Origin of the sequence: Sphaerisporangium sp. NPDC051017, assembly GCF_040683095.1 — a bacterium.
Lineage (GTDB): Bacteria > Actinomycetota > Actinomycetes > Streptosporangiales > Streptosporangiaceae > Sphaerisporangium.
Map to the genome: position 1 here is coordinate 57,575 of NZ_JBFBCI010000047.1, position 15,424 is coordinate 72,998.

Consider the following 15,424-nt stretch of genomic DNA (forward strand, 5'->3'; position numbering starts at 1 on the left):
GGGTCAGATCCTGGCGTACGCACGCGCAGGAAGGCCATTCTCCCGTACGTGCCTCCCTTCGCCTGTGCGGAGGGCAGTGCCGTCTCCTCGCCGTGTCGCCTCTTGACCTACCCGTCGCGCGCCTCTTGGTAGGTGGCGCGACTGCTGCCGGCCAGCAGAGAGCCTGGCGGCTCGTCGTCCTGCGGGGGCTCGCGGGGGTCGAGGGCGAACCAGACCGTGCAGCCGGTCGCCTCCTTGATGAAGCCCCAGCGCCTGGACAGGCTCCGGACCATGCGGATGCCGCGTCCGCGCTCGGCCAGGTCGTCGGCCAGGGCGCGGCAGACGCACGGGACCGTCGTGCCTCCCTGGTCGGTGACCTTGACCTGGACGGTCCTGTCCCACTCGATGAGGACGGTCACCGGAATCTCCGGCGACCGCGTGTACGCCACGGCGTTGGTGAAGATCTCCGAGAGCAGCAGCACGGCGTCGTCACGGCGCGGGTGGTCGCCGAGGATCTTCCCCAGCCACCGCCGGGCCTCCCCGACAGATGCCTCGTTGCCGGGGAAAACGGCGCTTTCCTGCTGTCCGTCGTAGGAATAGATTCTCATTCGTCCGGGTGTCCTTCTCCAGGGGGAATCCTGCCCTCAAGACAACCGGCCAGGTGCGGGACCTCGGCGATCTTCCACCCGTCATACGGGACGACTTTTCTTTGCCAACGGGCTTTCCTTCCCTGGACTTTCGATTACCCTCCGCATTGAGACGATCACGTGGAGGTGGACATGGGACGGCAGGGGGCGCTGTTCGAGCAGGCGTGCGCCGATCGGGGGTGGGACCGGCCGGCCGCGTTCCTGGCCGCGTTCGCGCAGGCGGCGTACATGGTGGGCGAGCCGGTCGAGCTGACCGCGCGTCAGTTCCGCCGCTGGTGCCTGCCCAACCCGCCCCGGCCGCGCCAGAAGGCCTGGCGGGTGCTGCACGCCATGTTCGGGGTCAACCCGGCCGACCTGGGTTTCCCACCCGCGCCGTACGGTGAAATAAACCCATGTACGTTTCTAATAACAGACCAGACAGAGGAAACGGACGTGAACCGTCGTACATTCGTGACGGCTGCAATGGGAACCACGGCCGGTGCCGCCCTCGGCGCCTTCACCCCTCCCGAGGCGGTCGGCACGCCGCACGTCCAGGAGCTGCGCGCCGGGCTGCGCGCCCTCGACACCTTGGTAGACCTCCATGGTGGCACCGATGTTCGCGCGCTGGCCGTCCGGCACCTCAACCGCATCCGCCGCATCATCGAAACTAGCACCTACTCCGACTCAATCGGCCGACAGCTCCACCTCCTGGCCGGCCAGACAGCGAACTCCTGCGCCTACATGCACTTCGACGCCTGCGAACAGGATACGGCCCGCCATTATTGGTATGAGGGCCTGACCATCGCCACGATGTCGGATAACACCGAGATCAAAATTGAAGCCTTGGCGATGCTGGGGCTCCAGGCTAATTACGAAGAACGGCCGCGACATGCCCACCAACTGCTGGCTGCCGCGCGCCATCACGCCGAAGCGCTTGGATCACCAGTGCTGCTCTCGATCATCGCCAGCCGTGAGGCAAACGCCCTCTCGCTCCTGGGCGATCACGCTGGCGCCCGCGCCGCCCTGACCCGGTCCCTGCGGCTCATGGAGCGACCGCGAACCGGCCGACCATCTCCGGGTTGGACGGCATTCTACGACCAATCAGAAGCCGAGGTGATTCAGGCCCATCTATTCACCAAGGCTGGCAAGCACAAAGCTGCGATCCCGTACTTCCAGGCTTCTGTTGCCCACACCGGAGCATCGTACGGACGCAATCTCACGGGCAGACAATTTGCTCTGGCCCACAGCCTCGTTCAAGCGGGCGAAGTCGACGAGGGCGCAGCCCTGGCTGTCACCACCCTCGGCAAACTCCGTGAGGTCTCATCCGGTCGAGTGCGCCGCCGTGCGGTCGAAGTGCGCGACGCACTGGCCTCAGTCGACTCCCACACCGCCCGAGAGGCTGCTCAAGCACTGACGAACCATCTGACCTAATTAGACGTGTCACCCAGTCGCGCAAAGTGATCCCGAACGAGCTGCTTGTATTCCTCGTTCGGCCGCACAGGACTCCCTTCAGCGTCCGCGCTCTGTCTGAAGTCCGCAAGGATCAGCTCAAGATGATCCTTCGACAACCCGTACAGGTGGGCAACCCGAGCATCCAACTCAGCCCCGCAAGTCGTACTCCACGTCTTTGGGTAACGGCTCACACTCAACACCAAGGACTTCAGCCAGTTCATCGAACTCCACAACACGGCATGTCAACCTTCCAGAAAGCGCCACGATCTGGACACCAGGAGCAACCTTTAGCGAGACGTCGGCAATCGGCAGCGTCGCCATGATGGACTTTGTTACATGGAGACTGGCCTTACGGCGAACCAGGAAGTCCCATACAAGACTATTAATTAGCGCCACCACATACACCATCGCCTCAGCCGACAGCACTGTGCGATACCCATCGTGCGCTAGATCGAAGCTTGACCGATAGAAGTAGTGGACAGTATGCGCCACTGCAGTTCCCGGAGGTAGCACGGCGGCGATCAAGGTCCGTTCATCGCGGCCTCGCGCAGTCTCACGGAAGCATGGGCGAAACTGATCAACCGGCAATTCTAGGGTACCTTGCCGGAGCTCGACAGAGGAGAGAAACCTTTCCCCCCGCTCTCGGCGAAGCCCGCGCACGTTTTTTCTCTTAGACCGTTTTCTGGCCCTGTTCACAAGAGCCTTATCCCCAACATCTTCCTTCAAGTGATAGACAGGCATGGCAAAGTCGTGAACATATTGGTGTATGTGCTTGCCTTCGCGCATTGGGACGCCAGTTCCATCGGATGCGAACAGGGACTTGTCGTCATCTAGATGGAATTCTCGTCCCCAGTCAACCCGCCAGCCGCCGATCGACATCTCATCCAGAAGGTAGGGCTTGTCCGTGTAGATCACGGACATGAGCTCCAGCAGAGCCGCATCCCGGGTGTCAGGAATGGCCAACGTCTCAGGGGCCAAGGCTTCGATCGTTATGCGTGGTATAGGAAGTGTTCGACGTTCCAAATCTAGTAAATGTTCAAGCTGAGAAACATCGCTGGTGAACGGCAACGGATCGGTCGAGCCGCCAACTCCAGCAACAAGCAATAGAAACTGCTCGCGACTGTCGATGTGGTCGAGCAGTTCGCCCTCTCGTGCCAGCGCCTCGCCGTACGCCTCGGTCAGCCGGTGGACGGCGGGGACCAGGAACGCGCCGGAGCCCATCGCCGGGTCACAGATGCGCAGGCTCAGGATCTGCTCGGAGGTGGCGTTCTCGGTCAGCGGGCGCAGGGTCTCCCCGACGACGAAGTGCGCGAGCGGCCGGGCGGTGTAGTACGACCCCGACCCCTTGCGCTGACCGGTGGCCTCGAACAGGTAGAACGCGCCGGTGTCGTACCGTTCGACCACCTCGGCGCCATCGGGTACGCGGTCGGCGTCGAGCACCTGGACCACGGCAGACTGCCCGCGTCCGACCCGGGCGAGCACCTTGGGGACGTCGGCGATCTGCGGCTCGAACGACAGCAACCCCTCGTAGATGCTGCCGAGCTGTTCAACGCCGAGTTCACGGTAGTTGACCGGACGGCGTCCGACGACCTCCTTGCCCTTCGCGTTCCTGACCGGCTCTGTATAAGAGAGCGCGTCGATGACGTCCCTGACGAAGGTGTCCCCGATGGTGAGATCCTCGTCGTCGAGGAGGGGACACTTGTCCGGGTCGAACAGTGCCCCGTCGAACGCGGTGATCTGCAGCTCGCCGGCGTCGACGCCGTCGCGGAGCATCCTCCATTGGGCCCGGAGGGACGCCCACAGGAAGCCGCCGTCCGGTGTCCACACCGAGGCGGGGTCGACGATCTGCCTGCGCAGGCCGCGCAGCGAGTAACCCTGGTCGTAGGCGGGCGTGCCGACCGGCAGCAGGCCGCGGTCCTCGGCATAGGAGACGAACAGCAGCCGATAGGCGATTTTGAGTGCGTCGGCGAACAGGTCCCGGGGCGCCGGGATCGGCTCTGCCAGCCGCCGCCAGCCGGTGAGCGCGCCGTTGGCGAGGGCGCTGAGCGCCCTGCGCACTCCGCCGGACAGGTTCTCGCTGACGGCGGTCGCGGCGTCGGTGCTCGCGTCCTCGACCCGGTCCCACAGGGACTTGCCGTCGGCGTCGGGGGTGAACGCCTCGGGCCGCAGGAGTGCCCACAGCACCCGCCACTCGTGATCGTCGCCCAGCTCCGCCAGCCCGGCGAGGTCCACGGTCAGGTAACTCGCCTCGCCGCCCAGCCCGGGGTCTCGGCGGATCACCCGCAGCTCGGACCCGTTGCTCAGCAGCACGGCGGGCAACGTGCCCTCCCGGGCGCAGACCTCCGCCTGGCGCTGCGGCCGGAGCCTGCCCGCGCGCCGGCCGCTGGGCGCGGCGTCCAAGTGCTGCCCGGCCGGGGAGATCAGCACCCAGACCAGATCGTCCGCGCCGTCCGCCGGGTGGGCGGACACGGCCTCGCCGACGCCGGGAAGGCTCGTGGGGAACCGCCAGCCGAAGCACCCCAGCCAGCTCAGCATCCGGCCGCGGGTCTGGCCCGCCGTGCTGGTCTCGTCGATGTCGGCGACCAGGGCGCGCAATTCGCGACGCGCCACTCTGACGCCCTCGGCGGCGTCCTCGGCTCCGGCCCGTCCGCGCTGCTCGCGAAGGAAAAGCGCCGGGTCGGACAGGTAGCACGAAGACAGCGTGGTTCCGGCGACGGTGATGTTCAGCACGGCTCAGGCCTCCACGCACACGACGCAGCCCACTGGGTCGGCCGCGCTCACCTCGGCCACCCCGAAGCCGCGGGTCAGCGCGTCCCGTCGCTTGGTGAACTCGGCGTCGACCACCGCTTTGGCCTCCTCGGGGCTGTGGAAGGCGCCGTGCCCCATGTCGGCGAACAGGCCCATCTGGACGAGGTCTCCCACGCTGGAGGCGAACCGGCGCTCGGTCTCGGCCAGTTCGACCTCGTGCCAGCGGTCCAGGTCGCGCCGTACCCGCTCGACTTCGGCGGCCAGGTGGTCCCGTACTCGGTCCGCGTGTGCGGCAAGCCTGCGCACCGCCTCACGTTCGGCGAGCCCGGCGGCATCGTCGAATCCGTCGGCCAGCCGAACACGGGCCCGTTCGACGGTGCTCTCGGTGCCGGCGGTGCCACGCTGCCGGAGCAACCTGAGGTCGGCGTCCTCATCCTGGCTCGCCGGTCCGCCTGGTGGCACGAAGACCGGGATGAGCGGCTCCTCCAGGATCCGGCCGTCGTCGGAGAGGATCCGGCCCAGGAAGGTGAACAGGTAGCCCTCCGGTGCACCGGCGACAGGGCGTATCGCCACCCTGTCGGTGATCTGCTCGTCGTACAGTCTGGTGCGCACCCGGTGCAGCACAGCCCGTACCAGGGGGTGGGCGGGGGTCAGGAACGCGATGCCCCGGTTGGACGGGTCGAGGGCGACGGCCCGGCTGAAGGTGGCCTGGAACGGCTCTTGCGGCACCTGAGGATACTGGCCGAGGAACGGGCCGGGGTCGATCTCGATCACCTCGCCAGTGCCTTTCACCCGTCCGGAGCTCTGCATGACGACACCCGTCACCAGGCGGCGGAACTCCTCGAAGTCGGGCAGCAGCCAGCGGGCCCGCTCGCGGGCGGCGTCGGTGTCGGCCTCGGCCTGCTTCTCGTCGCGCATGCCCTGCATGAGGACGAGGGCCCCTGTGCGTTCGAGGTAGTCGCGCACCTGCTGGACGGCACGTTCCAGGCGGGCCTCCAGCTCCTGTTCGGAGACGTCCTCCAACAGCCCGTCCACCACATCATTCTGCCCCGCCATGCCGAGCACGTCGCTGCTCGAACCGAGCTGCCTGGCGATCACCGCCAGTTTCTCACGGAGCCGTTGGAGGATCTCCTCGTCACGGGTGTCGGCGAGGTAGAGGTAGCTGATCTCCACGATGTGCGGCTGCCCGTACCGGTCGACACGGCCGTTGCGCTGTTCCAGCCGGTTGGGGTTCCATGGCAACTCGTAGTGCACGATGACGTGCGATGACTCCTGGAGGTTGAGCCCTTCCCCGGCCGCGTCCGTGGCGAGCAGGATCGCGCCCGGTGTGCCGGCGAAACCTTCCAGGACGGTTTTCCGCTTCGCCAGCGGAACGGAGCCGTCGACGCGGAACAGGGGGCCGAGGCCGAGGTTGTCCTCCAGATAGTCCAGCGTGTCGCGGTACTCGGTGAAGATGATGATCCGCTCACCTCGGCGTCCGGCGCGAAAGCCTTCCAGCCATCCGCGCAGGCGCGTCAACTTGCTGTCGTCGCCAGGGCCGAGCGCCGCGACCTGCTCGGTGAGCACGCCGACCAGGCGCCGCTCCTCGCGAAGGTCCTCATCGGGCAGATGCGCCGCGACCCCTTGCAGGGCCAGTTCCTCGACGGTGAGCAACTCGGCCTCCGGGAGGGCGACGTCCCCGCGGTATTGCTGCAGTGCGTCCATCCGCCTGCGCCCGGCATGGTCGACGGGTGCCATCCCGAGACTCTGGGCGCGGCGCTCCAGGCTCTTCAGCAGCGCGTGCGGGCTGGACAGGGCGCGCTTGCGCAGCACCTCCAGCGCGAACGCCTGGACGTGGTAGGAGTCGGTGCCGCGCAGGGCCCTGAGCACGCGCTTGGAGTGACCGCGGAGCCTCTGGTGGATCTCCTTCTCCCGGGCTGTGGGCAACACCTCGATCGGCTGCGGAGGGTGACGGCGGCTGATGGGCTGCGGAGGATCGCCCTTGGCGACGTCGTCCTTCAACCGGCGAACCAGATAGGGACGGACGAGTTCGGTGTCGAGCCGGCCGTCGTCGGCCGCCAGGTGCGGTGACAGGAGCTGGAGCAGGCTGGCGAACGACTCCTGATATCCGTTGTGCGGTGTCGCGGAGAGCAGCAGCAGCTCACGGCTGTGGTCGGCCAGGGTGCGCGCCAGACGGCTGCGGCCAGTGCCGGACGAACGGCCCTCACCGGCAAAGGCCCGTGCCACATGATGGGCCTCGTCGATGATGACGACGTCGAACTGAGGGGCCGCCGTGATCGCTGACAGGTTGTTCTTGAGGTAGTCGACCGAGGAGACCGCGTAGGGAACCGCCGTCCACGGACTGACCGTCGTCGGGTTGTCGCGGCGCAGTTCCAGCCACTTCTTGCTGTCGACCTTGGCGAACTCCAGGTTGAACCTGAACCGCATCTCCTCGACCCATTGGTCCTGCAGGCCCGCCGGGCAGGCGATGAGCACACGGTCGGCGCGACCGCGCCGCGCCAGCTCCATCAGGACGAGCCCGGCCTCGATGGTCTTGCCCAGACCGACATCGTCGGCGATCAACAGCCTGACCCGCGGCTGCCGGATGCCGGCGAGGACGGGAACGAGTTGGTACGGCTCGACGTCGATCCGGCCGTGCTCGACGGCCAGCAGGTCACCACGCCCATGAGCCATGGTGAGCGCGAGGGCGTCGTGGAGCTGGGCCAGCACAACGGGATTGCCGGGTTCGAACCGCAACCGCGTCGCCGCCTGAGCCTCCAGCGTCGGCTCGGCTCCGGCCAGCACCTTGAGCCGGCGAGGCCCCGGCCGGTCGTCGGTGCGACGCAGATCGAGAAAGGCCCCCTCCCCGGCTCCTCTGACGTCCTCGATCTCCCATAGCCGGTCCCGGAGCCGCACCCGCATCCCGCGCTCGTACATGCCCCTGAGCTCTCCCCTGTCCCGCCGCGAACACAGACCGCTCAGGTTAGCGGCGCCGAAGACAGCCGTCACCTCGCCGTCACGACCTCGTATGTCTTAGTGTGCGACGCGCTCATGCCGACGATTTCCGGACGGCGGAGGCGGACGGTCGTGCCCGACCCCGTCGGGGCCGCCACCAGCACGCCGTCGCCCGCCTCCAGCGCCCGGCAGGCGTCGAGCTGGAACTCGTCCAGCTCGAAGTCGTACAGGCCGCGGAAGGAGGTGAGGGCGGGCCCACTGCCGGCATGCTTGTCACGGAAGGCGGCATAGCGTTCCGCAGGCTTCGTCATGCACTTCAGTGGCTTTCCGCTCCCGTCCACACCGTAACGATCTTCGTCCGCAGCGGAGTTCCTCCGGCGGCATTCGGCGACGCGGCGCTGGACGAACACAGATCCATCTCGCAGGACCGGGCCCCATCGGTCAGGTCCTCCGGTACGTCTCCGGCGTCACCGACCTGCACCCTGCCGCGACCAAGATCTCGTGCTCCGAACACCGCATCCAACCGTTGAACGCATGGCGGCGTTCCCGGCAGCGCCGAACGTAGGTGTGAGGAAAACAACCACACGCAATGACCGTCAAATCGGCGTCAAACGAGACCCGGCTCCTCAGATCGAGCCATCAAAACGGCACCGGGCATCGCATCACAGATCCGCGAAATACTGCGCGACGTCATAGTTGGCGATCAACTTGGCCAGCCCTACGGGGGTCTGCCCGTAGTTGTTCTCTCGACATGGGTCGGCGCCCCGCTCTCGCAGGAGAGTAATGAGATCACCCCTACCACGAGAGTTGAATACCGCTACCGACAAGGGCGTATTGCCATGCCTGTTCTCCACATCAACCTCTGCACCATTGTCAAGGAGCGCTCGGGCGGCATCAACATGCCCTTCCTGCGCGGCCATGTGCAAAGGAACGAAACCGTCATCGTCGGCAAGATCGGGATCAAGGCCGGCCGCAATCAGCTCGGACACCCTCCCTGCATCGCCCTCAAGAGCAGCATAGTGCAGCTCGGACCGCCCCTTTCGATCGATACTAGCATTGCTCATGACGATGACTCATGTTCTCATGTGCGTCTTCAATCTGATACATGCCGGGATCGTTCTGATGCTTGATAAAATCTTCTCGCGACATGGTTCCTTCCGCCTTTGCCGCATCCCTGGCACGCCAATATTCATGGCCAGGCTTATGCCCATAATGGAACTGTTCGGTAATTGGTTTACCTGTGTTCGGATCAATGAAGCGGTCACTCGCATCCCTCGGAGCAGCATCTCGAATATCTCGTTTTGTAGACTCCCAGAGCGTCACTCGATCGTATCTAGAATCCGGATCAAGGGGGTTGGGGTTCGGCAGGAATCGACCATCTGGTCCACGCCCTCTACCACCGGGTCTAGCGTTATGAACCAGGATAGCCTGATCGCCTGCTACCACATGGTAGGTATGCAGGCCGTCTACTGTGAGGTTGTAGACCCTCTGGGACGCCGTCCATCGCTGGACAGCGGTTATCTGGACCCAGGTGCCGGCGCTGGTCTGGAGCCACATGCCGGGTTCGAGGGTGCCTGCGTTCAGCCACTTGCGAGGCTCGGGAAGCCAGAAGGGGTGGCCGTCGGTCGCGGTCAGGGTGTCCGTGGCGTCCCCGCGATCACCATCGATGTCCACAGTGATCGTGACGAGCTGCTTGAGACCCTCACCGGTGATCAAGGTGGTGACGGGTTTGCCCGCGGTGCGGGCCGTCTGCGGGTCGGTGGCCATGACCTGGTCGTCGACTTCGATGTCCTCAATGGGCTTGCGGCTGCCGTCGGCCATGAGCACCAGGGTTCCGGCGACGAAGCTGTTGCCGCTCGGACACGCCGCGTCGCTGCCGGGCGGTTCGATCGGCAGGTCCGGGCCGGTCTGATCTATGAGGTCGTCCACGACGTCGTCGACCACGTTCTCGACGACGTCTTCGACCAGCTCCTTGGCACAGCCTCTCAAGCTCGAGCACGAGCTGCCGACGGGGTTGACCAGGTCGTTGAAGCACTCCGCGACCGAGACCTCGCAGGAGTCCGGCAGATCGTCCGGATCGAAGTCGTTCTTCTTCGGAGACTTCGTGGTCGGAGAATTCGTGGTCGGCTTGTTCCCACCGGTCCCTCCGCCCCTCCCGCCCGATTTACCACCGGAGCCACCGTTCGACTTACCGCCGGACTTATTGCCCGACTTTCCACCGGACTTGCCCGTCGACTTGTTTCCCGATCTCCCCGTGGACTTGGAATTGGGTTTGACTCCGGGCTTTCTCGCGTTGTTCCCGTTCGGCTTGGTCCCGCGACCGGACGGCGCCTTGTAGCCCGGGCAGCCCATGGCCTTCGGCGAGCGCTGGCACTTGGTAGAGCGATTGCGCATCTGTTTCTTCTCTTTGAGGACCTCTCTCTTCTCCTTGTCCATCTTCCGCGTGGAGTTCCTGCGCTTGTAATCTCTGTTCTGCCGCTCGTAATACTTTTTCTTCTCTTCCTTCCACTTCCGTTGCTTTTGGTTGTCGAGCTTCTCGCGGCGTACGTCGTTGCCGTTCTGCCGATCGGCCTTCGCGCGCTTCTGTTCGTTGATCCTCCGGGTCCTGGCCTGCGCCCGCATTTTCGGGGTGGTGCGGTACCAGCGCGGACGGCCACCGCTTCCGCCCGCGAAGTCCTTGTCGTGTCCGGACGGATCCGTGCCGGTCAGCGGTGAGCCCTCGACGTAGGTATAGCGATTGAGTCCCACGGAGGGATCGCCAGATAGCGTCAGGTCGTCGCGAGAGGAGAATTGACCGGTGCCCGGCTGGTACCAGCGGGCGTGCATGTTGACCGCACCGGTGTCCGGGTCGGTCCACTCCCCCTGGTAGCCCAGCGAACGGGTGGTCCCCGACCGGGCGAGGACCTTTCCGAACGGGTCGTACGCCGTCGAATCGACCAGCGCCGTCCCCGAGAAGGTGCCGACGACGTCGTCATGCTGGTCTGTCATGACGCCCAGCGCGGGCCCGCCGCCCTCCTGGAGGCTGATGGGCACGCCTGCGGCGTCCCGCCCATACTTAGCCTGCAGGACTCCCGCACTGTTGGTCACGGCCACGATGTCGTTCTCCAGGCCGGCGTAGCTGAACCGCTGCTCCGCGCCGCCCCGGACCCTGGAGACGAGCCTCCCCAGCGCGTCATAGCCATACGTGGCGTCGCCGTCGGCCACCATCCGGTCGAAGGCATCGAACACGAGCCGGCGGGTGACCCCTCCGGTGGTGGACGTGGACAGGGTTCCGCACGGGGTATAGGTGTAGTCGCTGCCGGCACCCGAGATCAGACGGTTGCGCTGATCGTAGACATAGGAGTCGTTCCCGGCCTTGACCCGGTTGCCGGACGCGTCCCAGGTATACGAGGTGACGTTTCCGTTCGGCGCCGTCCACGACGTCAAGCGGCCGGCCTGATCGTATCCGTAGGTGTTTGCACCGGCACCGGCCGTGCCCTCGGTCGTCTTGGACACAAGAAGGTCGTCCTTGTCCCATCCGTAACTGATCTTCGCAAGCTGGGCACCGGCGCTGTTCTTGAGTGTGTGCGAGATCAGCCGATCGAGGTCGTCGTAGTCGAAACTCTGAGTCGTCTGCGGAGTGGCCGATGTCAGCGCCGTGAGCCGGTCGGCGTCGTCGTATCCGTACACGAAGGAGCGGCCCGTGACCGGATCGGTCGCGGTAGCCACCCTGTCGTTCTTGTCCCAGCCGAAGACGGCCGTTCCCGAGGCGTCGGCCCGATCCGTGACGTTGCCCACAGCGTCGTAGGAGAACGCCGCCATCTGCACCGACGACTTGGTCACCTTGGTCAGCAGGTCCCTGTCGTTGTACTCCAGCGCGTAGTCCCCGATGGCCGTCTGCCTGCCCGCGAGGTCATAGCCATACGAGCGCGTCGCGGTGGCCGCCTCCGCACCCGAACCGGACGCGCTGACGAGCCGCCCGAGGTGATCGTACTGCCGGTCGGTCCGCACCCCGCCTGGCTGCAACGTCGAGAGCAGGTTGCCCGCGGCGTCGTACACGTTCGTCCAGGCACGATCGGCCATGTTCGGATGGGCCGTCGTCGCTGGCTCGGTCAGCGACTCGACCACGCCGAGGCTGTTATAGCTCGTCCAGACGGTGTTGGCACGCCCGTCAGTGGTCCGGGTGAGGGCACCGGTCGCGTCGTACCCGAAGGTGGTGGTGATCGACTCCCCGCTCTTCACCGGCTCGACCAGCTCCACGAGGCTGTCGGTGGCATCGTATTTCCGCTGGACCGTACGGCCCTCGGCCGATGTCTCGCTGATCCTGTTCGAAGCCTCGTCGTAGCCGAAGCTCAAGGTGCGAAGCACCGTGCCGGACGTGTTGAGGTCCTTGGCGGTGATTTGACGACCGGCTAGGTCGTACTCCGCCACTGCGGAGTTCCCGAGGGGATCCGTGACCTTGACGGTGCGGCCGAGGAGGTCGTAGGCGAACGTTGAAGTCTTGCCTGCGGGATTGGTCTCGCTGATCACTTCGCCCGCCGCGTTGACCGCGTACCCGGTGATCCTGTCTCCGGGCTCGACACGCTTGGTCAGGTCGTCGGCGTCGTTGTACTCGTACGTCGTGGTGTAGGCGGCGCTCGACGGCCTGCGTTCGACGCTCGTGGTGGTGATCACGCGGCCGAGGTCGTCGTAGGTCGCCGCTTCGCGGGCGCCGGTGGGATCCACCGTCGCGAGCGTCTCTCCCAGGAGATCGACTTCGGTGACCCATTGGCCCCCGGGCTGACCGCCCGGACCCGGGTCGGTGACGCGTACAGGGTTGCCGAGCGCGTCGTACTCGGCACGGAAGATCTGACCCCGCTCATCGGTGAACCGCGTGAGCCTGCCCGCCAGGTCGTGGTCATAGTTGACGGCCGGGGTGAGGGGGGAGCCCCCCGGCGGGGTGTACGCGGGGAAGGTCACGCGTGTCGTCCGCCCGACCTTGTCATAGTCGGTTCGCGTGACCCGGCCCTCGGCGTCCACCGCGTGCGTAGGCCGGCTCGCGTTGTCGTAGCCGTACTTCTCGCTCGTCCGGGCGGTGACGGCGGTTCCTTCCTTCTCGACGACCACGGCGGGAGAGGTGGCCTCCACGAGCCTGCCCATCGCGTCGTAGCGGAAGGATGTGGTGTACGCGCCGGGGTCGGCACCTGGGACGTTTCCCCTGGGGTCGACGATCTCCCGGCTCAGACCGCGCCGATCGAGTGTCCATGTGGTGACCAGGTCCTGCTGCCCGTTCTCGACGCTCCTGCGGATCATCTGCCCCGCGTCGTCGTATCCGTACTCGACCGACTCCGTCCGGCTCTCACCCTGCTTCGAGGAGGTTTCCTTGATGACGTTGTCATCGGCGTCGTAGGTGTACGAGGTCTTGCGAGCAAGGCCGGCCGGGTCGAAGGTCTCCGATGTCAGGCGACCCGCCGCGTCGTACACGTAATCGACACGAGCCTGCGCCCCGTCCGAGAGCCGCGACTTGAGGTACCCGGCGGCGTCATAGGTGTTCTCCTCCAGCACTACGTCGCGCGGAGTGGCGGAACCGTTCAGTCTCGCGTCATCGGCGATCACCTTGAAGAGATCGTCGTTGTCGAAGTAGGTGAAGGACAGCTTCCGGCCCATGGCGTCGACCTGCGTGGCCAGACGTCCTTCGGGGTCGTAGGAGGCGGACCGCGTCACGACGTCTCGCGGGGTCTGGGGATCGACGGGGCTGCCCGTCCAGTTCTTCAGGATGGTGGACGCCGGCTCACCTCGGGGCGTGTAGGTGTAGTGGTAGGTGGTACCCAGTTCGTCCACCATGCTCGTCCGGGCGCCCGTGTGGTCCCACGTATAGTGGACGACACCTCCTTCGGGACCGGTGATGGACGCGATCCGGCCGAAGGCGTCGTAGCCGTAGGTGATCTTTCGCTCCGGTCACCGCCGGTCAGGTCCACCACGCTGTCGGTCAGTCGGTAACCGTCCGCGGTGTAGGCGTACCGCGCCTCAGCGGTATGCGTGACCCCGGTGACCTCGTTCTTCACCCCCTGACCGGTTTGCGACATGACCCTGCCCTGCGGGTCGTACGCCACCGTCGTGGTGAACGTGGCCGACTGCTGGGGCGGCTCCCTTGGGTCTTGGCCGGTAACCACGGGGGTGTCGCGCGCTGTACGGATTTCCGCCTCCGGCAGCGCCCGGTTGTAGACACGGACCTCATCGATGATCCCGGAGAAGTGCTCACCCCACACGCTGTTGCCGCCGATTCGAAACGAACCGCCGTCCCCTCTCAGGGAGCCGGTGAAATCCGACTCCGCCGCGAGGTCGCCGTCGACGTAGAACCGGAGCTTCGAACCGTCATACGTCGTAGTGATGTGCGACCACGTGTCCACTGGCAGTCCCTCGGGCGCGGAGACCGAGCCCTCCGTCCCGGAGGTGTTCACCGCCCAGCCGTTGGGCACCGACCCATCGGACGCGTACAGCGCGTACGACAGCCCGCCGGAGTACTCCTTGATCAGCGCGTTGCGCCATCCGTCCAGTTCCGCGGGCTTCACCCACGCCATGAGGGTCATCCCCTGCGCCAGCCTGAACTCGGGGGCGTCGGGCACGGTGACCCACGACGAGGTGCCGTTGAAGGACAGCGCCTTGCCGAATTTGCCCGAGGTGTTCCAAGAGGTGCCGGTGGCAGTGCCCGCGTGCGAGTTGCCGGAGTCATCGGCGACCACCGAACCTGAACCGGCCTCGAACCCGTAGGCGGCGACGAGACCCGTCTGCGCCGCCGCAGAGGCCGACAGTCTCGCGGGGGCGTTTTCCTCCCATACCTGAGAGCTCGATGTCACCCGGCCCAGCGCGTCACGGACGTAGGTCGTGATCAGGCCTGTGGGGTCGGTCTGCTGCGCCAAATCACCCTGGGCCGTGTAGGCGTAGTTCCACATCTTTCCCTTCGCGTCCCGCTCGGACTTGAGCAGCCCGGCTGGCACAGTGCCACCCCCGACGGCGGACTCGGTGCCATCGGTGTAGCTATAGGTCAACGAACGTCCGTTGGGAAAGTCCGGCGTCGCCGGAGTCGTCTCCTTCGCCACCTCACCTTGAGTGGTGTACTCCCATTTGGTGGCATACGTGTCATCCGTCGAGCTTGACGAGCGGCCGTCCCGCGAGACGATTAACTGATCGTTGCGCGGGTCGAAGCGGTCGGTCGCGTTCTCGTGATACGTGTAGTGGTCGGTTTGACAACTCGTGGAGGTCTGGCAGGTCTTCCGGCCGATGCGGTTCCCGCGATCGTTGTAGTAGAACTCGGTGGTACTACCATTCCGGTCCGTTATCTTGCCCAGGTAGCCACCGGTGTCGTACTCGTATTTCGTCACCTTCCCAAGCTGGTCGGTCTGTGAAATGGTCCGGTAGGCCCTGAGCGCATCGTGCACCGAGACACGGGTTCCGTTGTGGGGGTCGGTGACGGTGATCGTCGCCTCGGCTCCGCCTCGGCTCCGCCTCGGCTCCCCCTTGCGTACTGTAGGGCGCTCAGCTTCCACAAGCCGCCGTTGGAGTCGGTGTGGGTCTGCAGCCGACCGCCATCGGCCAGGTAGGCGTTCTGCGCCCACACCCGTCCGGATGGCGTCGTCGCCTTGGTCATCTGGGCGGCTGCCGTGCCGGCCTGGTAGTGGGCGCGGATCTCGGTGGCGGGCAGTGTCCGGTTGTAGGTGGCGATCTCG

At 65.8% G+C, this 15,424-nt stretch carries 8 protein-coding genes and 1 pseudogene; 1 reads left to right on the plus strand and 8 read right to left on the minus strand.

Annotated elements, in window-relative coordinates; translation table 11 throughout:
- Positions 1–107: 107 nt before the first annotated feature.
- Entirely contained in the window at positions 108–587 is a 480-nt protein-coding gene (locus AB0M95_RS29790; protein ID WP_363771519.1) for an ATP-binding protein, read from the minus strand.
- 159 nt (positions 588–746) lie between these two features.
- Here AB0M95_RS29790 and AB0M95_RS29795 point away from each other — a divergent pair, with 159 nt between their 5' ends.
- Positions 747–2,036, plus strand: a complete 1,290-nt coding sequence (locus AB0M95_RS29795; RefSeq protein ID WP_363771522.1) for a hypothetical protein — start codon at positions 747–749, stop codon at positions 2,034–2,036.
- A gap of 168 nt (positions 2,037–2,204) precedes the next feature.
- Here the strand turns inward: AB0M95_RS29795 and AB0M95_RS29800 are convergent, their stop codons facing one another.
- From AB0M95_RS29800 to AB0M95_RS29830, 7 genes and pseudogenes are all read right to left on the minus strand, one after another.
- Entirely contained in the window at positions 2,205–4,787 is a 2,583-nt protein-coding gene (locus AB0M95_RS29800; protein ID WP_363771525.1) for a hypothetical protein, read from the minus strand.
- Positions 4,788–4,790: 3 nt separating this feature from the next.
- Complete coding sequence (locus AB0M95_RS29805; RefSeq protein ID WP_363771527.1) at positions 4,791–7,721, minus strand: helicase-related protein; 2,931 nt, start codon at positions 7,719–7,721, stop codon at positions 4,791–4,793.
- 68 nt (positions 7,722–7,789) lie between these two features.
- Positions 7,790–8,050, minus strand: a complete 261-nt coding sequence (locus AB0M95_RS29810) for a hypothetical protein (RefSeq protein WP_363771530.1) — start codon at positions 8,048–8,050, stop codon at positions 7,790–7,792.
- Between the two features lie 351 nt (positions 8,051–8,401).
- Entirely contained in the window at positions 8,402–8,803 is a 402-nt protein-coding gene (locus tag AB0M95_RS29815) for an ankyrin repeat domain-containing protein (protein ID WP_363771533.1), read from the minus strand.
- Positions 8,790–12,857: an RHS repeat-associated core domain-containing protein gene (locus AB0M95_RS29820; RefSeq protein WP_363771536.1), complete on the minus strand. Its 4,068-nt coding sequence runs from the start codon at positions 12,855–12,857 to the stop codon at positions 8,790–8,792. Before AB0M95_RS29820 ends, AB0M95_RS29815 begins: the two co-directional genes overlap by 14 nt.
- A 198-nt stretch (positions 12,858–13,055) precedes the next feature.
- A pseudogene (locus tag AB0M95_RS29825) lies at positions 13,056–13,577 on the minus strand (RHS repeat domain-containing protein); the annotation flags it as partial.
- Positions 13,469–15,313: a LamG-like jellyroll fold domain-containing protein gene (locus tag AB0M95_RS29830; protein ID WP_363771539.1), complete on the minus strand. Its 1,845-nt coding sequence runs from the start codon at positions 15,311–15,313 to the stop codon at positions 13,469–13,471. The gene AB0M95_RS29830 and the pseudogene AB0M95_RS29825, both read right to left, overlap by 109 nt.
- Between the last annotated feature and the right edge of the window lie 111 nt (positions 15,314–15,424).

Coding starts and splice junctions, on each gene's coding strand:
- AB0M95_RS29815 (WP_363771533.1), bottom strand. CDS start 8,803: ATGAGCAATGCTAGTATCGATCGAAAGGGGCGGTCCGAGCTGCACTAT.
- AB0M95_RS29820 (WP_363771536.1), bottom strand. CDS start 12,857: ATGGGCAGGCTCGTGGAGGCCACCTCTCCCGCCGTGGTCGTCGAGAAG.
- AB0M95_RS29805 (WP_363771527.1), bottom strand. CDS start 7,721: ATGTACGAGCGCGGGATGCGGGTGCGGCTCCGGGACCGGCTATGGGAG.
- AB0M95_RS29810 (WP_363771530.1), bottom strand. CDS start 8,050: ATGACGAAGCCTGCGGAACGCTATGCCGCCTTCCGTGACAAGCATGCC.
- AB0M95_RS29790 (WP_363771519.1), bottom strand. CDS start 587: ATGAGAATCTATTCCTACGACGGACAGCAGGAAAGCGCCGTTTTCCCC.